At 58.6% G+C, this 26,580-nt stretch carries 28 protein-coding genes; 14 read left to right on the top strand and 14 right to left on the bottom strand.

Annotated features, from left to right (window positions below; genetic code table 11):
- The first annotated feature begins 65 nt into the window (after positions 1–65).
- Entirely contained in the window at positions 66–971 is a 906-nt protein-coding gene (locus SIB72_RS12190) for a hypothetical protein (protein ID WP_413744031.1), read from the top strand.
- Here SIB72_RS12190 and stpA read toward each other — a convergent pair.
- Positions 968–2,167, bottom strand: a complete 1,200-nt coding sequence (stpA, locus tag SIB72_RS12185) for a glucosylglycerol 3-phosphatase (protein WP_413745125.1) — start codon at positions 2,165–2,167, stop codon at positions 968–970. The genes SIB72_RS12190 and stpA overlap by 4 nt on opposite strands.
- 343 nt (positions 2,168–2,510) lie before the next feature.
- Here stpA and SIB72_RS12180 point away from each other — a divergent pair, with 343 nt between their 5' ends.
- On the top strand, positions 2,511–2,762 hold the full coding sequence (locus tag SIB72_RS12180; protein ID WP_115119716.1) for a hypothetical protein: 252 nt from the start codon (positions 2,511–2,513) through the stop codon (positions 2,760–2,762).
- Between the two features lie 323 nt (positions 2,763–3,085).
- Here the strand turns inward: SIB72_RS12180 and SIB72_RS12175 are convergent, their stop codons facing one another.
- On the bottom strand, positions 3,086–3,673 hold the full coding sequence (locus tag SIB72_RS12175) for a glutathione S-transferase family protein (protein ID WP_413744030.1): 588 nt from the start codon (positions 3,671–3,673) through the stop codon (positions 3,086–3,088).
- Between the two features lie 56 nt (positions 3,674–3,729).
- On the opposite strand from SIB72_RS12175, the gene SIB72_RS12170 reads away from it, so the two are divergent.
- On the top strand, positions 3,730–5,268 hold the full coding sequence (locus SIB72_RS12170; RefSeq protein ID WP_413744029.1) for a hypothetical protein: 1,539 nt from the start codon (positions 3,730–3,732) through the stop codon (positions 5,266–5,268).
- A gap of 37 nt (positions 5,269–5,305) precedes the next feature.
- Here SIB72_RS12170 and SIB72_RS12165 read toward each other — a convergent pair whose 3' ends face one another.
- Together SIB72_RS12165 and SIB72_RS12160 are read right to left on the bottom strand one after the other, a co-directional pair.
- Positions 5,306–8,032 (bottom strand): AAA family ATPase, encoded by a 2,727-nt coding sequence (locus SIB72_RS12165; RefSeq protein WP_413744028.1) that lies wholly within the window; start codon positions 8,030–8,032, stop codon positions 5,306–5,308.
- Positions 8,029–9,270 carry a metallophosphoesterase family protein gene (locus tag SIB72_RS12160; protein WP_115119585.1) on the bottom strand — a complete coding sequence of 414 codons (1,242 nt, stop codon included), beginning with the start codon at positions 9,268–9,270 and terminating at the stop codon, positions 8,029–8,031. The genes SIB72_RS12165 and SIB72_RS12160 overlap by 4 nt, the downstream gene beginning before the upstream one ends.
- A gap of 95 nt (positions 9,271–9,365) precedes the next feature.
- On the opposite strand from SIB72_RS12160, the gene SIB72_RS12155 reads away from it, so the two are divergent.
- The 7 genes from SIB72_RS12155 to SIB72_RS12125 all read left to right on the top strand — a co-directional run bounded on the left by SIB72_RS12155 (position 9,366) and on the right by SIB72_RS12125 (position 15,471).
- On the top strand, positions 9,366–9,587 hold the full coding sequence (locus SIB72_RS12155; RefSeq protein WP_115015457.1) for a hypothetical protein: 222 nt from the start codon (positions 9,366–9,368) through the stop codon (positions 9,585–9,587).
- A gap of 117 nt (positions 9,588–9,704) precedes the next feature.
- Positions 9,705–10,871: a phosphotransferase enzyme family protein gene (locus tag SIB72_RS12150; RefSeq protein WP_413744027.1), complete on the top strand. Its 1,167-nt coding sequence runs from the start codon at positions 9,705–9,707 to the stop codon at positions 10,869–10,871.
- Between the two features lie 11 nt (positions 10,872–10,882).
- Positions 10,883–11,470, top strand: a complete 588-nt coding sequence (locus SIB72_RS12145; RefSeq protein ID WP_413744026.1) for a DOMON-like domain-containing protein — start codon at positions 10,883–10,885, stop codon at positions 11,468–11,470.
- 14 nt (positions 11,471–11,484) lie between these two features.
- Positions 11,485–12,504, top strand: coding sequence for a transglycosylase SLT domain-containing protein (locus tag SIB72_RS12140; protein WP_413744025.1), 1,020 nt, complete (start codon positions 11,485–11,487; stop codon positions 12,502–12,504).
- Positions 12,505–13,209, top strand: a complete 705-nt coding sequence (locus tag SIB72_RS12135) for a hypothetical protein (protein WP_413744024.1) — start codon at positions 12,505–12,507, stop codon at positions 13,207–13,209.
- Between the two features lie 27 nt (positions 13,210–13,236).
- Entirely contained in the window at positions 13,237–14,565 is a 1,329-nt protein-coding gene (locus tag SIB72_RS12130) for an O-acetylhomoserine aminocarboxypropyltransferase/cysteine synthase family protein (RefSeq protein ID WP_413744023.1), read from the top strand.
- Between the two features lie 12 nt (positions 14,566–14,577).
- Positions 14,578–15,471 (top strand): homoserine O-succinyltransferase, encoded by an 894-nt coding sequence (locus tag SIB72_RS12125; RefSeq protein WP_413744022.1) that lies wholly within the window; start codon positions 14,578–14,580, stop codon positions 15,469–15,471.
- Positions 15,472–15,500: 29 nt separating this feature from the next.
- Here SIB72_RS12125 and SIB72_RS12120 read toward each other — a convergent pair whose 3' ends face one another.
- Genes SIB72_RS12120 through SIB72_RS12110 form a run of 3 tightly spaced genes read right to left on the bottom strand, consistent with a single transcriptional unit; the run spans position 15,501 to position 17,732 of the window.
- Positions 15,501–15,740 carry a hypothetical protein gene (locus tag SIB72_RS12120; RefSeq protein ID WP_413744021.1) on the bottom strand — a complete coding sequence of 80 codons (240 nt, stop codon included), beginning with the start codon at positions 15,738–15,740 and terminating at the stop codon, positions 15,501–15,503.
- A 31-nt stretch (positions 15,741–15,771) separates the two neighbouring features.
- The gene (locus SIB72_RS12115) at positions 15,772–16,065 is read right to left on the bottom strand and encodes a hypothetical protein (RefSeq protein ID WP_115119571.1); all 294 of its coding nucleotides are present in this window, start codon (positions 16,063–16,065) and stop codon (positions 15,772–15,774) included.
- A 53-nt stretch (positions 16,066–16,118) separates the two neighbouring features.
- Positions 16,119–17,732, bottom strand: a complete 1,614-nt coding sequence (locus SIB72_RS12110) for an AAA family ATPase (protein ID WP_413744020.1) — start codon at positions 17,730–17,732, stop codon at positions 16,119–16,121.
- A 51-nt stretch (positions 17,733–17,783) separates the two neighbouring features.
- Here SIB72_RS12110 and SIB72_RS12105 point away from each other — a divergent pair, with 51 nt between their 5' ends.
- Positions 17,784–18,380, top strand: a complete 597-nt coding sequence (locus tag SIB72_RS12105; RefSeq protein ID WP_413744019.1) for an alpha-ketoglutarate-dependent dioxygenase AlkB family protein — start codon at positions 17,784–17,786, stop codon at positions 18,378–18,380.
- Here the strand turns inward: SIB72_RS12105 and SIB72_RS12100 are convergent.
- On the bottom strand, positions 18,328–19,287 hold the full coding sequence (locus tag SIB72_RS12100; RefSeq protein WP_413745124.1) for an AEC family transporter: 960 nt from the start codon (positions 19,285–19,287) through the stop codon (positions 18,328–18,330). The two genes, SIB72_RS12105 and SIB72_RS12100, sit on opposite strands and share 53 nt — an antisense overlap.
- 123 nt (positions 19,288–19,410) lie before the next feature.
- On the opposite strand from SIB72_RS12100, the gene SIB72_RS12095 reads away from it, so the two are divergent.
- The gene (locus SIB72_RS12095) at positions 19,411–19,620 is read left to right on the top strand and encodes a hypothetical protein (RefSeq protein WP_413744018.1); all 210 of its coding nucleotides are present in this window, start codon (positions 19,411–19,413) and stop codon (positions 19,618–19,620) included.
- A 163-nt stretch (positions 19,621–19,783) separates the two neighbouring features.
- Positions 19,784–20,149, top strand: a complete 366-nt coding sequence (locus SIB72_RS12090; RefSeq protein WP_413744017.1) for an AbrB family transcriptional regulator — start codon at positions 19,784–19,786, stop codon at positions 20,147–20,149.
- Between the two features lie 72 nt (positions 20,150–20,221).
- Here the strand turns inward: SIB72_RS12090 and SIB72_RS12085 are convergent, their stop codons facing one another.
- From SIB72_RS12085 to SIB72_RS12065, 5 genes are read right to left on the bottom strand one after another with little or no spacing between them, the layout of a single operon-like run.
- On the bottom strand, positions 20,222–20,962 hold the full coding sequence (locus SIB72_RS12085; RefSeq protein ID WP_413745123.1) for an amino acid ABC transporter ATP-binding protein: 741 nt from the start codon (positions 20,960–20,962) through the stop codon (positions 20,222–20,224).
- Positions 20,963–20,989: 27 nt separating this feature from the next.
- Positions 20,990–22,012 (bottom strand): amino acid ABC transporter permease, encoded by a 1,023-nt coding sequence (locus SIB72_RS12080; RefSeq protein ID WP_413744016.1) that lies wholly within the window; start codon positions 22,010–22,012, stop codon positions 20,990–20,992.
- Entirely contained in the window at positions 22,012–22,518 is a 507-nt protein-coding gene (locus SIB72_RS12075; protein ID WP_413744015.1) for an HdeD family acid-resistance protein, read from the bottom strand. Before SIB72_RS12075 ends, SIB72_RS12080 begins: the two co-directional genes overlap by 1 nt.
- 27 nt (positions 22,519–22,545) lie before the next feature.
- Positions 22,546–23,445, bottom strand: coding sequence for an ABC transporter permease subunit (locus tag SIB72_RS12070; protein WP_413744014.1), 900 nt, complete (start codon positions 23,443–23,445; stop codon positions 22,546–22,548).
- 8 nt (positions 23,446–23,453) lie between these two features.
- On the bottom strand, positions 23,454–24,503 hold the full coding sequence (locus SIB72_RS12065; RefSeq protein WP_413744013.1) for an amino acid ABC transporter substrate-binding protein: 1,050 nt from the start codon (positions 24,501–24,503) through the stop codon (positions 23,454–23,456).
- 108 nt (positions 24,504–24,611) lie between these two features.
- On the opposite strand from SIB72_RS12065, the gene SIB72_RS12060 reads away from it, so the two are divergent.
- On the top strand, positions 24,612–24,935 hold the full coding sequence (locus SIB72_RS12060) for a hypothetical protein (protein WP_413744012.1): 324 nt from the start codon (positions 24,612–24,614) through the stop codon (positions 24,933–24,935).
- Between the two features lie 64 nt (positions 24,936–24,999).
- Here the strand turns inward: SIB72_RS12060 and SIB72_RS12055 are convergent, their stop codons facing one another.
- Complete coding sequence (locus SIB72_RS12055; RefSeq protein WP_413744011.1) at positions 25,000–26,580, bottom strand: SulP family inorganic anion transporter; 1,581 nt, start codon at positions 26,578–26,580, stop codon at positions 25,000–25,002.

The raw sequence follows: 26,580 nt of genomic DNA, 5'->3' as shown, positions 1-26,580 counted from the left end.
ACGTTGACAGTGGTGCCGGCAGCCCCGACCCTGACCACAGGATTTGTTCTCACGCTTTCATTCGGGTGCCGCGACGTTGGCTGGCTTTGATCGCGCTGACTTCAGCGGCCTTTGGTGCCGTGGCTGCCACGCTGATGTCAGGACAGTCCTGGCTGCAGCAGTCATCCAAGCTTCCACTAACAGTCTTTGGTGAGGATCCGGCTCCAGAGCCCACGCCAGCCCCTTCTCCCAGTGAGATCGCGGTGTTTAGGCCTGATCAGTCCCTCGAGGTTGAGAGGGAGGATGGCAGTGAGCTCACCATCGCCTACTCCAGCGTGATCCTTGATCCTCGTTGGATCGACCTTCACTACTACGAAGGCTGGAGCCGGGAGTTTGAGGCCAACACGGATCGCGAGGCTCTGCTCTTTTTTACCGGACCGACCTTTGAGAAAGGCCATCCCGATCAACCCCTCGGCATGGTGCTCCATGGAGACCTCAAACTCACCAACCGATTGATACGAGCTGGAAACCGAGCAGCTGCCGCTGGTCGTGCCTTCATTGGCATTCGTCACGACGGCACACTCACGTTTGGCTTCGGCCCGTTCACCGCTTCAGACGCAGATGACTTCCGCCTCTTCATCGGTGGATTGCATGCCTTTGATCATTCCTTTGAGACCCCACCGGCTGACTACAAGGGTGTGTATGGAGCCATGACGATGGCTGATGTGCGCATCGTCTACGGATTGAGAAAGGATGGACGACTCGAGGTGGTGGAAACTGCTGATGGGGTGCTGTTCCCTGATCTGCGGTTGTTTGTGCGTGCCAAGGGTTTCCAGGCGGCCTATCTGCCAGACCATGCCTCGAAGTCGCGTTTGATCGTTCCCGGTCAACGCCTCTGGAGTGATGAACAAGCTGAGTGGGTCAGCGGTGGGAAACCATCGATCACAGCGCTACCTTTCATGCTTCGGGTGGTTGCTCGCGCGAGTCACTAGGTGCGTGTCGCCAGTTGTTGGAACCAGGCAACGTATTGCTCTGGACCTCCTGGCATGAGCAGATCGAAATGGAGTGGATCCTCTGGATCGCTGATGCCTGTCAGGCTGTTGTTGGAGAGGCTGGGGCGATCGACTTCACCGCCGCTGCTATCCACCAGAACCACACGGTTCGGTTGCTTGTAGCGCACACCGATCTCCTGCAGAAGCATCAGGAAGCCGCGATCACTCCCTCCACGTAGCCAGCCATTCCCCTCTGCGGTCGGGGTGGACGTGACGGTGTCACCGACCCCGACAAGCACTGGCATCTGCTCCTTGGGGATGGTCTGCTCACACAGGCTGATCAACGCTTGATGCTCTTGTGGTGCCGTTCTCACATTGAAATCATCCCCAAGCGGGGCCTTGCCCGTGCGCGCGGCGATGTGGCGATTGAGAAGCACCAGCAAGCCTGCTTCCTTGATTGCACCGCGCAACATGAATTGGATGTCGGTAGAACCCACATCGCCTTCCTGAGCTGGTTTCAAGCGTTCCTTCCCCTCAGCATCCCGACCTAAATTCGGGGCCACATGGAGGAAGAAGGCATCGCTTAGACCCTCCAACGCTGCGAGCGTGAGGAGTTCTTCCATCAGGTCCTGCAGCATGGCCTGCAGGGCGCGTTGCAGCTTGACGTCATCGCGGCAAAGGCTGAACAGTCCGTTCAGATTGATGGTGGGAGAGACCTGGGTGTCGAGCACGGCCTTGTGCACCTCTGCCTGCAGTTCTTCTCCGCTGAGGGACGGCATGAGGGCAGGAAGTCGCTGGAAGAGACCTGCTTCCATGCGTGCGGGTAGATCCGCCAGAAAGGCCATCTCTGCTTCGCTCACGCCAGGGTGCGACAGCTCTCCATGGCTGTTTTGAAGTTGCACGCCACCTGCGGCCAGTCCGGGCAGGTAGAGGCCATCATGGCCTGGATGCTGAGTGTTCCCGAGGGCGCGCTCAACAAGCCGATTGACTCCCCGTTTGCCCTCATGTTCGCCATTCGTGAGCACAGAGAATCGACCTGCCATCCGCGCCACGGCTTCCACATAGCTTCGCTTGATGGTGCGCGTGAGAGGGTCCTTGACCAGATTCATGCAGACCCCATCTAGGTCCTGAACGATCAAGAGGTTCTCAAGGCCTGAAAGCTCATTGAGCAGCTCGTCAGATGTCAGTCGTGGCAAGGTGTGTCGCGAGGTGAGAGGGGCTCGTGTCTGGCGTTGCTCAGCCTGGTGGTCAATCAACATCACCAGTGCTTGGATTCAGAGTCAGAGCCTGGCTGCCGCAGGGACCTTACGGCAAATGGCCAGGTCGTCCAGACATTGCCGAGTTGCTGGCATAGATCACCAACCCCATCACGGCACCGCTGGAACGCATCAGGAGGGCTGAGGTCGGAGGTGAAACCCTTGCTGATCACCTCCGAACGCTATGGGGGTGGAACCTCAAGACGCTTCAGCTTGGAAAAGATTTGATCTGATTGGATCGCGAAGATGCCACTGGCAAAATGGTGGGCGTCACAATTCAGCAATGGCTGGCTTGCCTGATTTCAACAGTTCCGAAGAGAAGCGGGCCCGGTTCGGCAAGGTCTTCGCTCCTCGGGTGGAGAAATTGATCGAGGATCTCCAGGCTGTGGCCAAGACGGCCAACCTCGAGATTTATGAATTCGACGATGCCTTGGTGAAAAAGCTGTTCGTTGAGCTAGCAAGGCGTTTTCGTCTCACGGCGCATCGCTTCGGCATTGAATTTGAGATCAGTGTTGAGGGTGAGCAGGTTGAGTGATCCCTGTCTGCACGAGGCAGCTTCAGCTGGCCACGTTGCTGCAGCGTTGGAGCAACCTCACCTCTTGTTCGACCATCAAGTAATGCAATGAACCAGCAGGTACAAGCTTTGCAAAGGCTTGGGAGCTTCGTCCTGATCGCGATGATGACCAGGCTTGAGGGTTAGAGGCCGACGTACGGCTAAAGGATGTCGAGCAGTGCATAGACGTGGTGAATGAGTTGGCGATGGACGCGTTCGCGGCTGGCGAGTCATCACGTCATAGAGCCTCGTCACGAGGTGTGCTATAGGCAAAGTGGCCTATCTGCTCTTGCCTGCGAACGCGCTCAGCTTTGTAGCCCCATCGCTTTCTGGTAGGCGGGCCTCTGCTGCACTGAGGCGATCAGGGTCTGGATGGTCGGGTATGGGCTGAGGTCGAGCTCAGGGAAGAACATCGGCAGGTAAGCCAGGTAGGCCTGCACGGCACAGTCGGCGGCACCCCACTGGCGACCCACCAGTGGTTGGGCTGGGTCAAGCCTCTGATTCAGTGCATCCATCAGGCGCGGGAATTCGCGCTCCCGATTGCTGGGCACGAACAAGGCAATGGCCAAGGTTGCATTGGCGAACAGCAGCCATTGGCTGGTGAGGGCTCGCTCGGCATCGGATTGGATGTCCTGACTGTGACGGTCCGCCAGATGCAGAAGGATTGCACCGCTTTCGAACAGTTTCAGCGGTTTCCCTTCGTTGTCGCAAAGGCTGTCATCAGCAAGGGCTGGCAGCTTGCCGAAAGGATTGATCTCCAGAAAGTCCGGTTGGCGGTGTTGATTGGCCTTCAGATCCAGTTCCACCAGCTCGTAGGCGATCTCTTTTTCCTCCATGTACCAGCGCGGCATCGATGCTCTTGTTCTCTTGCCGCCGTACAGGGTGAGAGTCATTGGCCTTGCTGATTAGGGTGTGAGGCGATCATCGCGCCAGTGAGTTGACCGGACGGATGACGCTTGAAAATGGCCTTCGCAGCAATGCTTTCTTCCCTCGCAGCCTGGATGCCGATCTGATCAAGCAACGCATCCTTGATCTTGAGCGAGGCAAGGTCGGTCTGTACAGCGTTGGTTTATACCCCGCTTCACTGGCCTACAACTGCGCGATGCAGCAGGCGTCAGAAAATAGTCTGATGCTGGCGCCACGCCCAGGTCGCGCCCTGTTCGGGGCCTTTCCAGCGAGCGCGCTGGATGGGATGGATTCAGATCACGTCGATGCGATGGAGCGGATGGCCAGCCATGCCGTCGCGGGCGGCAGGGTGCCCAACACCCTCAGCGACCTGATCCGGGAGTGTGAACTGGTGGTGTTGGCTGCCAACAGCAACCACATTGAGGAAGACCTGCAGGAGGCCTGCAGGTTGCGACAGGAGCTCGGCCGCGAAAATGTTGTGCTGGCCTGTCTGGCCGGATCCTTCAGTCACGATCACATTCAGAACGAGTCCTACGTGCTCTGTGAACGAGAGCCCAATCTCGCCTTCTTTTCTGGATTCCATCGGCACGGTGCCCTACGCAATCCGCTCGACAGCTTCACGGCAAACTTTTGCCATCCCAACGCGCTCACGGCGCTTCTTGGCGCACGCATGCTCGATCGGTTGTCACCGAACATCCAGGTTTCCCCTGGCGTGCACAACGTTGAGGGGCAATACATCAAGGCTGCGAAGAATATGTCTTCGGTGTTTGCTGGCTTTGGCTACACCTATCACCAGGAGAACCCTGGGGTCTTACCGACTCTCCTCACCCTGTTGCTCGAGCAGTGCCTCGACCAAGCGGCAACGGTCTCGATGGCGCGCCGTGATCGTCAGCGGCTTTACAACCGTCAGCCCTTCCCTCTGACAGAGCTCGGCTATGGGGTGCAACGTATTGAGGCGGCCTTGGTGCGTGGTGGGGATATGGAGAAGGTTCGGGACCATACCTTCGCCCAACTCACGGCGATGGTTGCCGATGTGCGCGGCAGCATGATGTTGCCGGTTTCCGGTCGGCCTACACGCAACTTCCAGGCTGGACAGGTGCTTGCCGATCGGATGCGGGAGCTTCAGCGTTGTCCTGCTTCGATGGAGGAGCTGGAGGGCTGGTGCGAGGACGAGGGGCTTAGCAAAGGAGGCCTCGAAGGCTTAAAGGCGTTGCGTTATTGGCCTCAGATCGTGCGCAAGTACTCCATCCCTGTGCATGACGCTTCGATGGTCAACTTGCTCTATATGGCGATCTACGGCAAACCTTCCACGAAGGATGTCGCTCTATCCGTGATGACCGACAGTCGAGAACTCTCCACGTATTGCCAGGAGTCTGTGCGTCCGACCCACAGCCGACGTTATGCAGAGGCATTGCAGAGTTTGCAGCAGCCGGAGGCGATGGATCTGATCGTCAACGCGGTGATCGCCGATAACGCACGCAAGGCGATCCGTGATGATTTGGCCCTCGACGAGGGAGACGATCTTGGCCAACCCCCTGCCTATCTACGGGCCATGAATGTGATTGAAACCGCTTTGGATTAAACGGCGATCCAGCAAAGGCGCCTGCTGTCTGGATTGCTCAGCCCAATGTCACGACGGCATCGGCAATCTCGCAATAGGGCCTGCCATCGCAACTGAGCACGATCACTTGCAAACCCCTGTCCACCGCTTTCCGGAGCATCGCCAGAACGGTCTGGAGACGCTCCGGATCCGTGTTGGTAAAGGCATCATCAAACAAAATAGGTAGGCAATTGTCATGCCCAGAGCGCAGGGCGTCGGCAATGGCCAGTCGAAGTGCTGCGTTCAACTGTTCCTTCATCCCGCCACTGAGTGCTGTGAATGGCAGCGTCAGTCCGTCGCGTTGAAGGCTGAGATCCTTCAGCCCATCCTTGGCGGCATAGTTCAGGGCGCATGCATCGTCGGGGTTCCTGAGCAGCGGGGTTAGGTAGCTGGTGATGCCGTCACTAATGGGTGCTGTGTAGCGGCTGGATAGATCGCTTCGCGCGGTGTCGAACAGTTCAAGCAGATGCTGATGGGCGCGCACCTGCATGGCTTCGTCCTGATGGTCCTGTTCGGCCTGGTGCAGCAGCGTTCTGGATTCTTCCGTCACCGCATAGGGATCTCCTTTCCCCAGGCTGCGGCATCGTTCCAGCAGTCCACCTCGTTCAGCACTGAGGTTCTGAAGTTGTGTCTGCATTGCCTGCTCCTCTTGCCGCAGCTTCGCCAACTGGCTTGCGGCATTCGGTGGCTGATCATCATCGTTGCCTGCGGTGTCTGCGAAGGCCGAGAGCTTGGAGCGCAACTGTTCGATCTGATCGGTGAGCTGCCGCAGCGTCTCCGTCAGGACAGTTCCATCGCCGTGGTCGCGAATCATGGTCTGCTCTTGCTGGTGGAGGCTGCGGGTTTCGGCTAGCAACCCCTCGCGCTTGAGTTGCAAAGCCTGGTGTGCGTTGCGGACGGTTGCGAACCTCTGTTCCAGCTCCTGCAACCCTTGTTGGGCCTTCTGGCCTTCATCCTTCACCTGGCGGTAGCGGCTGCGGCAGTGCGCAAGCTGCTGCTGGAGTGTGTCCCCATTTCGGCTGGTGCTGGGTTCTGGGAGTGAGGGATCCACTGTTGTCAGTTCCTCGTCTGTCAGTTCCTCGTCAAGATCACGCAGCCGCTGCCGCAGGGTCTGTTCGTCCTTCTCCAAGCCCTCTTCAGTGCCTGCGGACGATCGTTGCTGCTTCAACAGGGATTCACGGGTGAGCAGCTGCATTCGCTTTTGGCAGCGCCCATCGAGTTCCTCAAGGCTGGTGGCCTGCCACGTCTTGAGGCTTGTTTCAATCGCATCCTGCAGCGCCTGTCTGTCCTGGCAGAGCTCTCCCAGGCCAGCTCCTCCCCCGGGGCTAATGCGCACCCTGACGTTCTTACCGATGGATAGAGAAAAGGTGCTGGAGCGACGCTGTGATTCACCTGTTGCCAGCGATTCGTCATCAAGGCGCACCTCTTGATCGCTGCGTTCGAGGGTGACCACCGAGGCCATGGCCTCAAGGCGGACCTTGACGGCCTCCAGTTGGCGATGTTGATCCTTGAGGGTGTTCAGTTCCTCTTGCGTTGGTGCCGTTAGCCCGGCCAGGGCTTTGGTGATGTCGACGAGCTCCTGTTGCCAGGCCTGTTGATGCTGACGTTGTTGGATCAGGTGCCGCAGACGTTCTTGCAGTTGATTGTGTTCTTCCAGGCGCCTGAGCCTTTGGCCTTGCTGTTCCAATGCACTGCGCTCTGCTTCGCTCTGGTCACGGTTGCGCCGCGCATTCTTCACCGTCTCCTCCGCCTTGTTGATCGTTTCGCAGAGGCGGTGTAATTCGACATCAACTTGCTTCAGTTGTGTCTGCTGCCGCTGGAGGCTCTCCTTTGTCTGGCGCAGATTGCGTTGCTGCATCGCCAATTGGCTCTGCTGTTGCTGCATGGGGATGAGTTGTTGTTCCAAGCCCTTGCGCTCTGCCAAGGCCTTGTCCTGTTGCTGCTGCAGAGCAACGAGCCGCTGACGTTCCGCTTCCAATCTCGGACGCTGGAACTGCTCGAGTTGACGGTGCTTGTCTTCAATCGCATCCAACTCGGCGCTGGCCTGCTCATAACGCTCCAGGTTCGCAGTCGCAGCATCCAGCTGGAGGCGACGCTCCTCCACCGCCTGTTCGGACTGCCACAGGCGACTCTGATGGCGTGTGCCGCGGCTGGTGAGACTTGAACTCACCAACTGTTCCAGTTGACGATGCAGCTGTTGGTCAAGAGGGGATTGCAACGCGGCATCTGCCCGTTGCTCCAATTGCTCAATCAGGCCATGGAGGTCGTAATACTCACCACCGAGTTGGAGTAGATCTTTGCCGGCCTCCCCTTGCATGACCCACAGATGGGCCCAGCGGCTGGGTAAGACACGTCCGGCTTGGCGGCTGCCGACGATCTCCTCCACACCGAGCAAGGTGGCTAGATGTTCCTCTGCCTCTGACCCCAGCCGAGCTGCCTCGCCAGTCCCCTTCAGACTGGTCGTTCCGCTCTGGCCGCTGAACCGTTTTTGGAGGGCCCACTCTCGTCCGCGGGCTTGAAACTGGAGGTCCACCTGCGGATGGCCAGGGTGCTGAAGGGAGCGCATGCGCTGCACTGGGGCCCCTGTCGCAGTGGCCCGAAGGAAGAGGGTGCGGTGCAGCGCTTCCACCAGGGAGCTCTTGCCGGTTTCGTTGGCACCTGTGATCAGGGTGAGGCCAGGATCAAAGGCCAGCGTCAGCTCTCGATGTCGGCGAACGCTGCTGAGCCTGCAATGCAGCAGTTTCATGCGGCGACCTCCAGCGCTTCCTCAGCTTCCGCCGCCTGATAAAGCCTGTGCAGTTCGCACAGTGATGTTTCCAGCAGGGAAATCTGTTCAGCGTCCGTGGGGTCGGTCTGCTCGAGCTTGGTCTGAAGCGTATGGGCAATGGAGCGCATCAGGGGAGCGTTGCTGCGATCCAACAGTTCGGAGAGTTCCGAGGCCTCAGGGCGGCGATGACAATGTCCGCGGATCCTGAGGTGGAGCAGCCGGGTGTGCAGTCGATCGAGCCACAGCTGCAGCTCGTGGTGATCCTCAAGGCCCAGTTGACCATCGAGCTCCAGGCGGAGTAGGTCCCGTCCGACTCTGCTGCCGGTGAGGGCTCTGATCCGTTGTTTGACGCGTTCGAGATCCTTGCCGCTGCGGAGGCTGATCCGTTCGCTATGCCAGTGCATCCCAGCGGTGCACACCGGTTGGACGTCAGGCGATTGACCTCGCTCCACATCGGCGATCAGCACCTGGCTGCGTTGGTCATCGCTGCTGGTGGGAAAGCGGTCAGGTTCGGGGGTCCCGCAATACCAGCCTTTTGGACCTACTGCCTTGAGAGCATGCCAATCGCCGAGGGCGAGATAGTCATAAGCATCGACATCCCAACGGGATGGGTTGAGTTGATTGACGGCCTGGGGGCGTTTGCTGTCTGCCTGGGCGACGTCTTGTTCGTTGTGAATGGATGCGTAGTCGGTGGCTTGGAAACCTTGGATCGAGCCATGGGCCAGCACGATGCGGGCGAGATCTGGATCGAGTTGGCTCCAGTCAAGAGTCTCGATCCAGGCACCAGGACTGACGCTCTCGTGCTGGCGTCGTAAGGGGCAAGGGAGCACGGTGAAGCCAGCGATCTCCAACGGAACGGGCTCGAGGAGCAGATGGAGATTGGCGGCCCGTTGCTGCATTTCCGCCTGCACGTCGTCTCGCCGCCAGACGCCACCAGCACCACCGTGGTCATGGTTGCCGGGAATGACCAGAACCGGCGTGCTGATCGACCCGATCAGTTCCAGCACCTCCATCACCAGGGCACCGTCCACGGTGCTGCTGTCGAACAGGTCGCCAGCCACCATCACCACATCAGCCGCATGGTTTGCGGCTTGTTCAATGATGTGCTCGATCGCGACGAGTCGGGTCCGCTGCAGACGGCTGCGGCGTTCCGGATCAGTGATCCATCGATAGGGCTTGCCGATCTGCCAGTCAGCGGTGTGAAGCAGACGAGGCACGGTGGAACGAGGAACGACGGAGTTGCGCCCATGCTGCCTTGCGCTGTCATGGTTGGCGAATGGGGCGAAGATGAAAGAGCCTCGAAATCTCGGTGATGGTCCTTAACCGTCTTCTCACCACTGGAACGCTGTCGCTGGCGATCAGTGTTGGGGTCGTATCAGCAGTGGTGTCTCCTGTTGAAGCCAAAACGACCCGTTCTTTCAGCGGTTCCAACCCTGCTGAAGTGGAAAAGAACGCGCGGCGAGCTGGTTTCGACTACCCCGATGGCGAGATGAAATGCAGCAGCCGTTGCAATCAGCGCTGGGCGAAAGACTGACCACTGGCGCTGATTCTCTTTTCGCTTGCCCTTATAACGCCTGAGTTTCTGCACACTCCGGCCTGAATCTCTGGCCTGAACCCGCCATGGTTGCGGTCTGAGACGCATGCGAATCGTGTGACCCTGGCTTCCTCCTCTGCCACTCGCTCTCTGGAGGTGATTGCCGGTCGTTTCCACCCTCCGGATCAGATTGATGCCATCGATGCCATCGGTTCAGGCAATGTCAACGACACGTTTTTAGTGCGATTGGCACGGGAGTCCAATCCCGATGCCTTTGTGATGCAGCGCATCAACACCCAGGTGTTCACACGGCCCGATCTCGTGATGGGCAATCTGATCGCCCTGGGTCGGCACGTTCAGCGCCGCATCGCCTCGGGGCTTCCGGAATTGGATGGCCGCCGTTGGGAGGTTCCACGCGTGCTGTCCACCCTGAGTGAGGACCGTCACTGGGTGGAGCATGAGGGTCAGTTCTGGCGATCGATTAGCTACATCGGCGCCGCCACCGCCCACGATGTTGTTAGCGACTGTGCGCATGCTCGAGAGGTGGGCTATGGCCTGGGCATGTTTCACCATTTGATCAGCGATCTTCCGGTGGAGGCCCTTGCTGACACCCTTGAAGGATTTCATGTCACGCCTGCGTACCTAAAGCGTTACGATTGCGTGCTATCTGCTTGGCCTGGCGCTCATTGCGATGTCGATGGAGATGTCGATGTTGATGCGTCTCGCTTGTCGGAGGCGTTCGCTTATGTCGCCCAAGGTCGAGCCGGGGCGGATGTGCTGGAAGCAGCCTGTTCCAGGGGGGAGCTGCAGCGCAGGCCGATCCATGGAGATCCAAAAATCAACAACGTGATGATCGATGAGAGCAGTGGTCAGGCCGTGGGCTTGATCGATCTCGACACCGTGAAGCCCGGCTTGGTGCACTACGACATCGGTGATTGCCTGCGATCCTGTTGCAATCCTGTCGGAGAGGAGGTCAGCGACCTGAGCAAGGTTCGTTTTGATCTCGGTCTGTGTCGCTCCATCCTTGAGGGGTATTTCTCGGTGGCACGCGCTTTCCTCTCGTCTGCTGATCTGGCTTATCTGCCTGCTTGCATTCGCCTGATTCCGTTCGAACTTGGTCTTCGTTTTCTGACGGATCATCTGGAGGGTGATCGGTATTTCAAGGTGGAGCGTCGCGGTCAAAATCTGGATCGCGCTCTTGTGCAGTTCGCCTTGATGCGTTCCATTGAGAACCAATTCGAGGCGATTGAGGCCCTCGTTGTTGAACTGACAAGCACCACCTGATCTGAGCCACGATGGCGCGCCACTCAACGATGGTTTGCCAGGTTTGCAGGCTGCAACCTCACTGCCTGGACCCAGCTCCATCCCTTGCGATCACTGCAGAGATCATCTGGCAGGAGGCCGGCACGATCCTTCTCAGTTATGGCGTTTTGCCAGTTGGTGATCGCAAGGCTGCTGAGCCACTCGATCAACAGCTGGTCGGTCCCTGGCAGTGGGGTTGCCCGCAGGGCCAGCGTCGCGATCAGCTATGGCAGCACACCTGCTTTGAGGCCTTCCTTGGACTCCCCGGTAGTGAGGCCTATTGGGAGCTGAATGTGTCTCCTGGTGGGGATTGGAATCTTTATCGCTTCAGCGGTTACCGCAGGGATGGGTTGGCCGAAATGGCGGCTGTTCCACCTCTTGTCTCGATCAAGCGACAGGGCCTGGGGCTTCGCTGCACTGTGCAGTTGGATCCCCGAGGGTTCTGGCCAGCCTCGGCTGTGCCCGAGATTGGTCTGACCATGGTGGCGGAAGATCCCACGGGTGCCCTCAGCTACTGGGCCTTGTCCCATCCTGGAGATCAGGCAGATTTTCACGATCGCCGCAGCTTCCTGGTTCCCTGATTCCTGCTCTCCCTATGACCTCCCTGAGGCGCTGGATTGGCATTCTTGTTGCCGGGTGTGGCGTGCCCCTCGCCCTCGTCGCCCAGCAGCGGATTGCCATCCCGTCAGGTGAGGAGATGGCCACAGCCTCGGTTCCGGTCTCGAGCCCGGCTGAAAGCCCGATGCTGCCAACCGATCCTTCTTTGCCCCTCAGCCCAAGCGGCCGTCACTACCCCCTAGTCCCAGCTCAGGCCGATGTGCTTGCCCAGCTGATCAGTGTTTTAGAGGAGGCAATCCGTAATCCGGCTACCCCCTTGGATCAGATCCCCCAGCTCGCCCATCAGCAGCAGGTGATTTATCGGGTTTTGTCTCACGAGCCTGAGCGCGCAATCGCTGTGCGCAACGCCCTCCCACCCCAATGGCGCTGGGTGTTCGATCAGCACATCGCTGCGCGTCGGGAGTTTCTAGCGATGCATCGCGGTCCGGCTTCTGCTCGTGTTCCTGCTTGGCGGATTCAATCGCCAGCTCCTGAGGCGCAGCTCCTCAGGGCCTATCGCAGCGCGGCTGAGGCCACAGGAATTCCCTGGACTGTTCTGGCTGCGGTGAATTTGGTGGAGACCGGAATGGGCCGTATCGATGGCGTGTCTGTGGCGAATGCCCAAGGCCCGATGCAGTTCCTGCCCACAACTTGGGCTGAGGCGGGCATCGGCCAAGGGGGTGACATCCGCGATCCCTGGGATTCGATTCATGCTGCCGCTCGGTATTTGGTGCGTCGTGGCGGTCTGCGCGATCTTCGCCAGGGACTGTGGGGGTACAACAACAGCAATCATTACGGCGAAGCGGTGCTGCGCTATGCCGCGCTGCTTGATCGCGATCCCCTGGCCTATAGGGGGCTCTATTACTGGCAGATCCATTACGCCTCTGCGGCTGGTGACCTTTGGTTGCATGAGGGCTATCACCGCAGCAAGCCTGCATCGGCCCATCAGCACACCCGAGAGCAGCCGTTCAGCAAACCGCCCTCTACGCTGCCCTTAAGTACAAACACACAGAGCTGAGTGGCGAAGGAACTGACCCATCGCGCCGATGAACTTCAGGCCCTCGGCTGGTCTGCTGATGACGTGGCTCGTTATGCCGAACTCTGGGATTATCGCCAGCGCTGGGGTGCCATGAACCTCGAGCGGGAGGACCGACTCTTTCTGCGCAAGGCCGAGGCTGCTCTGCCGGCGATTGTGACCGGTAAGGCGGCAGCCAAGAAGAACATTCGGGAGAAGTCCTACTACCTCTGGTTGCGGTTTCACCTTGATGCGATGACCGCGGCGGAGCAGGTATTCGGACTGTCCGACGGTTCCCGCGGAGCATGGGCGATGCTGCTTGAGGAGGAGCTACGCCTGCTGGACTATTACCAACCTGTGCTTGGTCTCCCCGACACCCTGAAGGCCAAGGGGTTCGATGCTGTGCGCGCCGAGATGGCCGCTGATGCAGTCAGCCTCGCTGCCGATGGTGGTTCGATGCAGCAGTACGACTTCAAAGCAGCGCTGGACACCCTCAAGGCAACGGAAACCAGTCGTTGGCGCCACTTGTTGGATCAAGACGGTGCCCAGCCCTATCCAGTCCTGGATGGCCCAACGGCGGTGTCCTTCCGGCAGCAGGTTCGCAGCCGCTTCGTTCCCCTCGTGCGTCAGACCTTGCCGTCCCTTGCTGAGACCGACAAGCCAGAGCCAGCTGACGACTGGAGTGGTGCTGTTGATGCTGACAGCTAGAACAGGATCACGCTCGCCTGATCAGCCTTGACCACGCATCGCTTCGAGACGCTTCAGCTGCACGCCGGTCAGTCCCCCGATCCCGCGACCAATGCGCGGGCGGTGCCGATTTACCAGACCAGTTCCTACGTTTTCAACGATGCCGAGCATGGGGCCAATTTGTTTGGCCTCAAGGAATTCGGGAACATTTACACCCGTCTGATGAATCCGACGACGGATGTCTTCGAGAAAAGGGTGGCCGCACTTGAGGGCGGTGTTGCGGCTCTTGCCACGGCCTCTGGTCAGTCGGCTCAGTTTCTTGCGATCACCAACTGCATGCAGGCGGGTGACAACTTTGTCTCCACCTCGTTTCTCTACGGCGGAACTTACAACCAGTTCAAGGTGCAGTTCCCACGCCTCGGCATTGAGGTGAAATTCGCAGAAGGCGATTCCGTGGAGAGTTTTGCCGCTCAGATCGACTCCAAAACCAAGGCGATCTATGTCGAAGCGATGGGGAATCCCCGCTTCAATATTCCCGATTTTGAGGGACTTTCGGCTCTCGCAAAAGACCACGGCATCCCTTTGATCGTTGACAACACCCTGGGGGCCTGCGGGGCGTTGCTGCGCCCGATCGAACATGGAGCCGATGTCCTGGTGGAGAGTGCCACCAAGTGGATTGGTGGCCACGGCACCAGTCTGGGCGGTGTGATTGTGGATGCGGGCACCTTTAACTGGGGGAATGGCAAGTTCCCGCTGATGAGTCAGCCCAGTGCTGCCTATCACGGCCTGGTGCACTGGGATGCCTTCGGCTTTGGCAGTGATATTTGCAAGATGCTCGGCCTCCCCGACGATCGGAACATTGCCTTCGCTTTGCGTGCCCGCGTGGAGGGGCTGCGTGATTGGGGCCCGGCCGTGAGCCCGTTCAACAGTTTCCTGCTCCTGCAGGGGCTGGAAACTCTCAGCCTTCGGGTTGAGCGTCACACCCAGAATGCGATGGCGTTGGCCACATGGCTGCAGGAGCACTCCCTGGTGGCGTCAGTGAGTTATCCCGGTCTGGCAGGCGATCCGTACCACGATGTTGCCAAGAAGTACCTCACTGGCCGCGGCATGGGCTGCATGCTGATGTTCTCGCTTAAGGGCGGTTACGACGATGCCGTCCGTTTCATCGACAGCCTCAAGCTCGCCAGCCATCTGGCCAATGTTGGCGATGCCAAGACGCTCGTGATCCATCCGGCCTCCACCACTCACCAGCAGCTTTCGGCTGAGGAGCAGGCCTCAGCTGGAGTTACCCCCACGATGGTGCGGGTGTCTGTGGGGCTTGAACACATCGATGACATCAAGGCTGATTTCGATCAGGCCCTGGCGGCAATTGCCTGATTCATTGCAGTCATGGCTCTAATTCTTCCGCGTAGTTATCACAAAATCGCCGCGGTTGAACGAAACCGGATCTCCTGGATTGAGCCTGTTTTGGCTGAACGCCAGGACATCCGCCCGCTGCGGATCGGCATTCTCAACATCATGCCTTTGGGAAAGCAGTACGAGTTCAACTTGCTGCATCCTCTTGGCCTCTCACCCCTGCAAATTGAGCCGATCTGGATTCGGCTGCGGAGTCACTCGTACAAGACTTGGGACACACGTCACCTGGATCAGCTCTATGTGAGCTGGGAGGAGGCCACCGCTCATGCACCGCTTGATGGCCTGATCATTACCGGTGCGCCAGTGGAGCATCTCCCTTTTGAGCAGGTCAACTACTGGCCTGAGCTGGTTGAGTTGATTGAGGATGCTCGCCGCAACTGCGCAAGCACCCTTGGCCTCTGCTGGGCCGGATTCGCGCTGGCCTATCTCGCTGGAGTTGACAAGATTCCGTTTGAGCAGAAGTTGTTCGGTGTTTATCCGATGCGCAGTCTTGTTCCTGGCCATGCCTTGATGGGCACACAGGATGACGTGTTCCTTTGCCCCCAGAGTCGTCATGCTGGCCTGCCGGATGCGGCGATGGAAGCAGCGCAGCGTCAGGGCCGATTGCGCCTTCTTGCCCATGGTGAGCAGGTGGGATACACCATTTTTGAAACCACTGACCAGCGCCAGTTGATGCACTTGGGGCATCCGGAGTACAACGCTGGTCGGATTCAGGCCGAGATGGAGCGTGATATGGCTCGTGGCGATGTGCCACCACCTGAGAACTTTGACTCTGACCAGGCGCAGACGCTCTGGAGATCACACCGCAATCTGCTGTTCCAGCAATGGGTGTGGTTCTGTTATCAAAGGGTCAGCCTGAATACCTAGGCTACGTGCTCTGTTGCACTGGTTCGGGTTCAGTTGAAGGTGACAGTGCAGCGGTAGCGGTAGCTTTCTCGCACCTGAAACTCTTTGCAGTGCTGTCCGGTGATCGTCCGACCTTTGGGCACCTGCTCCTGAGCACGCTCCAAGGCGTTGTTTTCATCCCAGATGGACTCTGCTGTCACACTTCCTGCCATCACAGGCAGTGGTGTGATTGCTGAACAAAGCAGGGGAATGAAAAGCCCTAAAGCGTTCACCAGGCTGGAATTTGGCATGGCAGAGACTGCGAATGCAGTCAGACGGTCCTCATGCCTTGGTAGCAGTTCTGTCTTTGCTTGTCGGGTGTTTTGCCAGGCTGCTGCGGTTGAGCTCTCGCTCAAGGAATTCAACCCGTTTCTCCCGCAAACAGTGCCGGCAGCCCCCGGTTGTCTGGAGATGTTTCTCAGGAGTAATGCAGATCAACTGCACTGGATGTTTGCGGCAGCGAATTTTGATCGGGCTCTTGTAGCTGCGGTAATGAATTTCGGAGTAATCAAAGCGATCCCCGAAGCGCTGTTTAGCGCGTTCAAGAAACTGCTGTTCAGTGATCCGAGCTCCCATGCAATGAATCTATGGGCAGAATCCAGACGCGATCGATGCGGCGTTATGGCTTGTTACGCATCGTCCTTGGTTTGGAGCAGCTTTGCCAAGGCGGTGTTAATCGCTGCGAACGAGGTTGTCTCATCAGCAAAAACGGTGCGTTTTTGCTCGTCTGCATCTAAGGGCTCCAGCCATCGCTTCTGACATTCTCTGACAGCACTGTCGGCTTCAGAGGGGTCGTTTCCTCGTTCCTGGCGCTGCTTGATCCGAGTCTGTGCCGTGATCTCTGCGCAATGGCAGGCAACGATCGCTTGGGGGCGATCCAAGCGTTGGGCTACAGCGGCCATGGTGTGTCGTTCGTGGCGACGCAGGAACGTTGCATCAATGATCACGTGGAAGCCGCTCATCAGGCAGTGCTCCGCCAGTTGAGGCAGTTGTGTCTCAAACAGCCAGGAGTTCACTTCCTGGCGATAGCGATTCCCTGAATACCTCGCTGGATGCGTTGCGGTGGAGGTGAAGGCCCGGGCTCGTTCCCGATCGGAGCGAATGCGCACGGCTCCGAGACTGGTGCAGAGTTGCTGGCTGATTGTTGATTTGCCACTGCCGCTGAGACCATGCATCAGCACGAGGCCTCCCCGCGCTTGCCTCTCATTGGTGCAAGCAGTGTTGAGATAGCGATCCAGATCTTGGAGTAAGCCTTGCTTCCGTTGAGGGTCGATGCACTGTTCGGCCTGGATTGCGCTGACTTTGGCCCTCACCATGGCCCGATAGGCGTGATACCAGGGCCAGAGATCCATCCCGTCGTAGGCCCCGGTGCATTCCAGCCACGCATTGAGAAGATCGATCGCCTGTTCTTGGTGGCCAAGCGTCTGCAGATCCATCACCAGAAACGCCATTTCGCTGATCGGATCGATCCAGCGCAGTGAAGGGTTGAAATCGATCGAGTCAAACACCTCCAGATGGCCTTGGGAGGTGAGGTGAATGTTGCTGCAGTGCAGGTCGCCATGGCATTCACGGATGGCGCCATGCCTCTGGCGCGTGGCAAAGCGTTGCCTGAGCTGTTGCTGTTTCTGCTCAACCCAGTGGCAATGCCTGCTGAGCAGCTGCTGCTGGTCAGCCTTGCTGGCAAGGCGCTTGAGCACATCCAGGTTGGTGAATACCGGCTCGCACACTTGGTCTGGGCTCCCGAGGCGGCTGTCGCTGGCGGCGGGAATCGCGCTCTGATGAAAATGCCCTAAGTCCCAGGCCAGTGCTGTGAGTTGCTTGGTTTCAATCGCTCCCTTCGTAAGGAGCTTGCCCAGCAGCTTTTGCGGCTGGAATTGGCGCATTTTGACCGCTGTCTCAATCACGGTTCCGCTTTGACCGGATTCGATCGCGATGTCATCCGAGAGGATGCGTGCCTCCTCTTCTGGGCCCACTACAGGCACCACCCCGAGATAAAGCTTGGGTGCTAAGCGCCTGTTCAGGCGGAGTTCTTCTTGGCAGTAGTGCTGGCGTTGGCTCAGGCTGGCCGCCTGCACGAATCCCAGGTTGATCGGCTTCTTGATCTTGTAAGCGAAGCGCCCAGTGAGAAGCACCCAAGAGATATGGGTTTCGATCAGCTCAATCTTCCCCACCGGGTGGGGGTAGGCCTCAGGACGCAGAAGCGAAAGGATCAGCGTCGGTTGTGCCTCGCTGGCGCTCACCACGACTCGATCCCAACAGCCTTCAGCATGGTGCCAGTTGTCTCATTTCGTTCGATGTCAGGCGTGCCTTGGAGGTTGTACAGCGGTTGGCTGCAGGCCTCGGAAGCCCTCCTCTGGCAGGGCACGCTGACCCAACAGCTTGCTTGGGGACAGCCGCAGGTTCTCGTGTATGGCCGCCGCTATCCCACACCTCGATTGGCGGCTTTTTTGGCTGAGTGTGGTGTGTCATATCGCTATAGCGGTGTCGTTCACCGCGGCCAGGGGTGGCCGGATTGGTTCCTGCCCTTGCTGCAGCAGGTGAATGCCCGCTGCGCAACACGTTTCAACGGCTGTCTCTTGAACTACTACCGCGATGGTCACGACCGCATGGGCTGGCATGCCGATGACGAGCCGGAGATCGATCCCAGCCAATCGATCGCCTCTCTGTCGCTCGGAGCCACTCGCAGTTTTCAGCTGCGCCGCCGCGATGGTTCTGCCAGCCATTCTCTTGAGCTGGCGGATGGCGATCTGCTGGTGATGACCCCTCCTTGCCAAAGGGACTGGCTGCACGCTCTTCCAGTGCGAAAGCGCGTGGCGTGCGCTCGTCTCAACCTCACATTCAGAGTGTTCCGCTCGGTTGCAACAGCAAATACCACCAAAGCGGGACGCTGATCAGGGCCAGCAGGGTGCTTTTCAAAATCAAACGCGCGGCCCGATCAGCATCTGTGCCGGCATGTTCAGCCATCAGCAGCACGGAGATGGCGGCGGGGGCCGCGCCCTGCAGAACCAAGGCCTGACGGCTGAGTATGGAGAGGGGTAGCAGACTGCACAGCAGCCAGACCCAGGATGGAAAGAGCAGCAGCTTGCAAATCAGGGCGGCTCGGAGTTCCCCGCCTCGCTGTTGATCAAGCTCCGAACGCGTGTCGAGGTCAGAGGCGGACGTGTTCCCATCGTCAGGAATGGCTCCCAGGCGCATCCCCACCACCACTAGGGCAAGCACAATCACAATCCGGGAAGGTAGCCACAGGGCTGAGGCGATTGCCTCGACCCATGGAGTGCTCTGTACGAGTAGGGCGCCGACCAGACCGCGACTGGCCGGACTGGCGCTGATCTGACGGAGCAGTTCGCTGACGGTGCCTTGGCGTCCCGTTGACAGATCGTCTGCACTGCTTGGCGCGGAGCTGCCAGCTGGAGCCTTGCGCCGCAGCCAGAAAGGCCCGAGGCTCCAAGCCAACAGCGTCGCCCCGAGGTCATAGCCAATGCTGATCGGAAGGGCTTCGCTGGGGAGTAGGGCTAGGGCAACGGGAATACCGAAATAGGCGGTGTTCCCCAGGGCGCAGCCGATCTGAAGCGCAGGGCTGCTCACCGGTCGCCAGGCCGGGGGAAGTCCTTGCAGGACCAACATCCAGGTGCTGATGGCCAGGGCGGCAGTGAGCGCGATGGCGGCCAGGCTCCAATTCAGTCCGCCCTTGAGCAGTAAGCCCATCACGCTCACTGGCACGCCGAAACGCACGAGAGGAATGGCGAGCGGTTGGGCCCAGCCCGGTCTGAGCCTGCCGATCCAGAACCCCAAGCCCAGGCAGGGAATCAGTTCTGCGAAGAGTCTGAGGATGAGAGGATTCCGTTAAGCATTGGAAACCTAAACAAAAACCTGTTACCCCCCTGTGCCAAAGTCGCTACTGTCCATTGATGAGCTTCGGTCGTGGCTTTCGCTTCAGCTCCTTCCTGTTCCATCCCGCTGAGGGTGATCCACTTGCGGGCTTCGTTGATGCGACGTCTGGATCAGTTGCGGCTCACCTTGTCTGATCAGGTTGAGTCCCTGCCGTTCGGCAATGAAACGTGGATGCAGACCGAGCGGGAGCTGGTGGCGGCTGAGCAGGCGCTTCGCCAACTGCGAAGCTTGGAGTGCTGAGTTCTGGCTCCAGTTGGAGCCAATTCGAAGCGTTGGCGTAGCGATGTCTGGCCCAACGTTTGGCATCCTGATTGGTTGGGTTTGAATCTCATTTGGGTTGGTGAAAATATGCCCTTGCTGGCCGATTATTGAGCGCTATAACAATCGGGTTGCTTATTTTTCAATGCTGACTGGCGTAGAGCTCCTGGCGAAAGTGAAGGAGCTGGGAGATGCCTCCAAGACAGACCTGGCCACAGCATGCGGTTACGTCTCCCAGAAAAAGGATGGATCAGACCGTGTCAATTTCACGGCCTTCTATGAGGCCCTTCTCAATGCGAAAGGAATTGATTTAGGTGCCGGCAGTGCCGGTATCGGAAAAGGCGGTCGCAAGCTCTCTTACATCGCCAAGGTGCAGGGCAATGGCAATCTTCTGATCGGCAAGGCTTATACCGCCATGCTCGACCTCAATCCAGGTGATAACTTCGAGATTAAGCTTGGTCGAAAGGTGATTCGTTTAATCCCCGAAGGGTCTAGTGACGTTGAAGAGTGATTAAATCGTCGCCTTGATCGTTGCCTGATAGCTCATCAGCTGTCAGGCTTTTTATTTGATTGGATTATTTGATCAGTTGATCTGGTTGAGGAATCTTCTGGTGCGCTCTTGTTGTGCCTGATTAAAGAAGGTTTTGGCGTCTGCGCTTTCGATCACGCGCCCACTATCCATAAACAGAACCCGATCTGCAACCTCCCTGGCAAATCCGAGTTCATGGGTGACGACAACCATTGTCATCCCTTGGTTCGCGAGCGTTCGCATCGCATCTAATACTTCTTTTACCCGTTCGGGATCGAGTGCGCTGGTCGGTTCGTCAAACAACATGATCTCAGGATTGAGCGCTAAAGCCCTGGCAATGGCGACCCTCTGCTGTTGTCCTCCGCTGAGTTGTGCAGGATATTTGTCTGCCTGTTCTGAGATGCCCATCTGCTCTAGAAGGCTGCGCGCTTTTGCTTCGGCCTGAACCCTTGTCTGCTTCTGAACACGCATTGGTGCGAGCGTGATGTTCTCGAGAATGGAGAGGTGGGGAAACAAATTGAACTGCTGAAAAACCATCCCCACTCGCCTGCGGATGCGCTGAACATGGCGAGGGTCTGCCTCATTGTCCAGTTTGATGCCGAGCACATCTAGCTCACCTGAATCGATCTCTTCAAGACCGTTGAAGGTGCGGATCAATGTGCTCTTGCCTGACCCGGATGGACCCATCACCACCAGAACTTCGCCACTGATGACCTCAACGCAGACATCGTCGAGGGCGCGATGCTCAGCGCCGTAGGTCTTGCAGATGTGGTCAGCCTTGATAGCAGTGGTCATGGAGTGCGTCATCAGCGCAGGCAGGGATCAGGCGGAGCGGCCGTTGAGGGTTGGACCACTGTGTTCGATCTTGCGTGCCAGCAGGGCCATGGCAGTACAGAAGAGCCAGTAGAGCGCTCCAAGCCATACATACACCTCGAGGTGGCGGCCGATGAACGCCGGGTTGGCGAGCAGGTTTTGAGCGATGCCCAACAGTTCCACCAATCCGAGCAGGGCCATCAGGCTTGTGTTCTGTAGCAGGCCGATGGCCTGGTTGGTCAGGGCGGGAATCGCGATGCGCAGAGCCTGCGGAAGCACCACAAGCTGAAGGCTCTGGAGGGGCGAGAGGCCAAGCACCGCAGCAGCTTCACGCTGCGTCTCTGGAATGGCCTGTAGTCCGCCGCGGACGTCTTCAGCCACATAAGCCGCTGCGAAGAGGGCGAATGCGACAACCGCTCTGAGCACCTGATTGATTTCCAGTTGCATGGGCAAAAACAAGGGGATCAGCAGTTTCCCGAAGAAGAGCACGGCGATCAGAGGGACTGCGCGCATCACATCGATATACAGACGGCTGCTGTGGCGGAGCACCGGAAGGTCACTGGTGCGCCCCAGCGCAAGCAGGATTCCGAAAGGGAGAGCGAGCACTGCGCTGCAGACGGTGAGCAGCAGGGTGAGGCTGATGCCCCCCCATGCACGACTGGGGACAGGGGTGAGACCGAGACCACCAGCCATGAGGACAAGGCCGAGCGGGATCATGAAGACCCAGCACCAGGGCAGGACCATCCCCATCCAGCGATTGGATCCACGCTTGATTGGAACGATCAATGTGATCAGGGTCAGAGCAGCGAGCAGCGATATCCAGAGCAGCGGGCGCCAGCGTTGATCAGGCGGGTAACTGCCGCTAGCGAACAAAGGAAGATGACTACTGACAACAGACCAGTCAGCTGCCTGGACAATCCAGCTGATGCTGGCCCAGAGAACCCAGATGATCAGTGCGATCACCCCAAGGCTCAACACACTGTCGATTGGATAGAAGCGACAGTGCCTGATCAAGGCTTTGCATGCACGCATTAGCCCGCTGGCGGTGCCGATTGCTCAGCTCTGAACAGATTCAGGGCGGTCATGAACAGACCAACGCCAAACAGTGTGCCGAGGGCCCAGAGACTGTCGCTCGGCCATTCCAGAACAAGAAAGAGACCCAGTAGAGAGGTGATCAGGCCATCCACAAGCACAAAACCACCGCTCTGGCCTCCAGCGCTGGCACCGGCCGCCAGTTCCATCACTCCATTCACCAACATCAGGACACCAGCGAGCAGGGTGAGACTGATCTCACTGTCGATCGGATCGACCAGTACCCAGACGGCAGCGGCGCAATACAAAAGGCCGGAAAGCGCCCGGAACAGTTTGGCTGAGGCAGCTTCCGGACCACTCAATCGGAGGAACTGGCCGATTCCCGCAGCGAAGGCGATGCCACCCAAGCCCACCGTCAGCAGCGTGGCTGAGAGGAAGGGAAGCAGGATTGCAGCCACGGCAGCGATCGTGAGCAGAATGGCTGCGAGTTTCGGCTTGGAAGGCATGATGCTGCCCGAGGTGTCAGGCGAAGCTTAAGAGCGCTGCCCACGTCTAATCACGGCTCGGTTGAGCAGTTGCATCACGCCATTGATGAGCAGATTGAGCAGCAGGAAGCTCAACAACAGCAGCAGAAAACCTTCAATCGCCCGGCCTGTCTGGGTGATGCTGGTGTCACTGACTGAGTAGAGATCGGAGTAACCGATAGCGATGGCCAGAGTGCTGTTTTTGGCGAGATTGAGGTACTGACTGCTGAGACCTGGAAGGATTGCTGGAAGAGCCTGGGGGAGCACCACTTTTCGCAGACCCAAGCGCTCCGAGAGGCCCAGGCTTCTGAAGGCCTCCCATTGCCCGCGCGGGACCGAATCGAGGCCACCACGCACCACTTCGGCGATCGAAGCACCTGTAAACACGCTGAGTCCCAATAGCACAGCGGTGAATTCCACGCTGAGATGCACTCCCAGAACAGCGATCCCCTGGTTTGTAAGAGTGAAGAGGGAGCCCAGCGGTGATGGATTCGATTGCGGTAGCCCGAGCAGGGCCACGAAATACCAGAAAAACAGCTGCAGCAGCAGGGGGATCTGGCGAATCACACTCACATAGAGCGCAGCTAGGCTTCGTAGAAGAGGATTGGTACTTCTCCTCGCCGAACCCGCTAGTACTCCGAGGATTGTGGCGGCGACAAGGCCAGCGCTAATCACCTTGAGGCTGTTGATCCAACCCACGAGCAACGCCCAGGCATAGCTATCTGAGGGCGAATAAGGCAGAGCGTGTTCGGCAAGGGCAAAGCCTGTGGGACGACTCAGCCAGCTGAAACTCAGGCCCAAACCTGTGCGGATCAGGTTGACCGCCAGGTTGTTGATCAGCACCCCCATCAGGGTGAGCAGCAGCACCACCACGGCGAGTTGCAGCAGCCAGCGGCGTGTCCCTTTCATAACGGCCACTACTGGAAGGGCGGAGCTGTCATTGCCCCCCCATCGCGATACAGCTGATTGATCCCTCGAGGAATCGGGACGGCGCTGTTCGGGCCGAGATGACGGTTGTAGATCTCGCCATAGTTGCCGGTGGCTGCAATCGTCTTGACGACAAAATCCGCTTCGAGACCGAGCTTCATGCCCAGATCTCCATCAACTCCAAGGAAACGGCGCAGACGCGTTAGCTCTGTCTGTTTGTTTGCCTTGTCGAGCCAATCCCCCACATTCGCCTTGGTGATCCCTAGTTCCTCTGCCGTGATCAGGGCATACACCACCCAGCGCATTGCATCTCCAAGGCGTTGGTCCCCACCCGCCGACAGGGGAGCCAGTGGTTCTTTGCTCAATACGGCTTCGAGAATCTGGTGTTGCTTTGGCTTGGCGAAGCCTGAACGGGCCGCAGCCAGTTGTGAGCGATCGGAGGTCATCGCCGCGCATCGACCCTGGAGGTAGCCGGCTACCACCTGGTTGAGGTCTTGATATTTGATTGGTGTGTAGGCAATTCCGCGTGCTTCAAAGGCATCGTTGAGGTTCTGTTCCGTGGTGGTGCCTGAGCCCACGCAGATGGTCTCACCGTTGAGGTCGTCGATCGTGCGGACCCCTCGAGAGGTTTTCACCATCAAGCCCTGACCGTCGTGGAACACCACCGGCGCGAAGCTGACGCCATTGCCGCCAGCCGCATCCCGACTGAGGTTGAAGGTGGTGTTACGCGAGAGCAGGTCGACCTCGCCAGTTCTCAGGGCTGTGAAGCGTTCTGGAGCGGTGAGCTGCCGGAACTCGATGGCATCGGCATCACCGATAAAGGCTGCGGCAAAGGCTCGACATAAATCGATGTCGAGACCGGAATAGTCGCCGTCTGAGCTCAGAAAGCTGAAGCCAGGAATCTTGCCGCTGACGCCACATCGGAGCGTTTGACGCTGTTGGATCAGACCCAGGCGAGAGGCACCGCCTTCGCCAAGGGTGGCGCAAGCCTGCAGCATCAGTGCAGCGGCGAGCGAGACCCAGAGGGTGCGGAACGGCATGCTCAACTGCTGCGACCCCAAGTGTCTCAGACGCTTTGTGGATTTGCTTGGTGGTCAGACACGATCAACCTCCTTAGCGTGATCAGAATTCCGCTCTTGGGTGCCTGAATGAACGCCAGCCGATCCTGGCCAGCGCTGGCGTTGATGCTGATGGCCTTCATTTGGCCTGCTGCTGGTTTTTCTACAGAAGATTCAGAACGGAGCACTTACAACAACAAGATGGCTCTGATTGGTGTGCTCAGAGAGAGCGCCCGAGAGCGGGCCGTTGCCAGTGGGGATCTTCAAACGCTCTGTCTGATTCTTGGCATTGGTGTTGACGTGACCGATCAATATCTGCAGGCCCTCGATGAAGATCCGGCCCTTCAAGAACGGCATCAGGTGATGAAAGCTGATCTCGACACGTGCCTCGTTGGTCTGCCAACAGCCGATTGATCAGCGTGACTGCTGAAGATTGCGCTGATTGTTGTGGAGGCCAGGCATGGCCTCCGGTCGTTCTCTAACCGTGAGCAGCTTCTGGCTGGGAGCCGATCCGTTTGAGCAGATCAAGGCTTTCAGGGTTGAGGCCCTCCACGGTCACTTCTGATCCCCCACGTTCCAGCTTGCGGGTGAGTTGATTGAGAGCCGCGACACCGGTCTGGTCCCAGATATGCAGGTTGCTGAGATCGATCGTGATCCGCGGCGGATGTTGATGGACATCAAAGCCCTGGAGGAAATACACCTTGCTGACAAAGAACAGCTGGCCGGTGACTCGATAACGCCGGTGGTCTGGGGCGATGTCCTCGACATCCACCTTGATCACCTTTGCCACCTTTCTGCTGAACAGCAGAGCGGCGAGCGCTACACCTGCCAACACGCCAAGGGCAAGGTTGTGGGGGGTGGTGAGCATCGTTACCGCAAAGGTCATCACCATCACAGCGGTGTCGCTTTTGGGAATGCGGCCGATGGCACGCAGCCCATTGATATCTGCTGTGCTGACGGCGATGCTGATCATCACTGCCACCAGAGCAGCCATCGGGATCTGCTGTACCCAGCCTCTGGCCAGAAGGATCATGGCCATCAGGCTGACGCCAGAGAACAGGGTCGAAAAGCGACCCCGTCCTCCGTTGTCGATGTTCATCACCGACTGCCCTACCAGTGCGCAGCCCGCCATGCCTCCGAACAGCGATGAGACGAGGTTGGCAATGCCCTGCCCCTGCGCCTCACGGTTCTTATTGGAGGTGGTGTCGGTCTTGTCGTCCAGGATGTCCTGGGTCAGGAAAGTCTCCATCAGGCCAACGAGAGAGATCGACAGGGCTGTGGGCAAGACGATGCCCAACGTCGCCAGGCTGAAGGGAACCTTGCCATCAGCTAAGGCCCCGAAAGGAAGACTGGGGATCGGCAGATTGCCAGGCAGTTGCCCCAGGCTTTTGACCGTGGGGATGTCCAGATTGAGGTTGATGCTGATGATGGTCAGCACCACGATCGCCACCAGCTGGGAGGGGATAAGCCGGGTCAGCCTGGGGAGTCCGTAGATGATCACCAAGCCCAGGACCACCAGCAATCCAACCGTCGGAATTTGTGCTGTAGCCAGCACTGCCTGACCACCGTGCTCGCCATGCTCTCCGAATTGCAGATTGATTCCCAACTGAGGAAGCTGTGCCTGAAAAATCAGCAGGGCTAGGGCATTAACGAATCCACTCAGCACCCCCTGGGGGACAAAACGCATCTGGTGGGCCAGGCGCAGATAGCCCCAGAGAATTTGCAGCACACCGGTGAGAATGCCTGCCACAAGTAGATATTGCAGGCCAAGGCCTTCCACACCAAGCTCAAGGCCGCGGGCATTCCCACTGGCCACCAGGCTGGTCATCAGCAGGGCCGTGGAGCCTGTGGCCGAGGTGATCATGGCTGTGCGACCGCCCACGAACGCGATCGTCACTGATAGGCAAAACGCCCCGAAGAGGCCCACCTGTGGGTCAACATGAGCGATGCCGGAAAAGGCAATCGCTTCCGGAATCATGGCGAAAGCCACCACCAGGCCAGAGAGAACCTCCTTGGCTGGATTGTCGAACCACTGCCGCATGCCAACGCTGTTCGTCAT

Source organism: Synechococcus sp. MIT S9451 (genome assembly GCF_047304725.1).
Classification (GTDB): domain Bacteria; phylum Cyanobacteriota; class Cyanobacteriia; order PCC-6307; family Cyanobiaceae; genus Synechococcus_C.
This window is presented reverse-complemented; position numbering and strand designations above follow the sequence as displayed.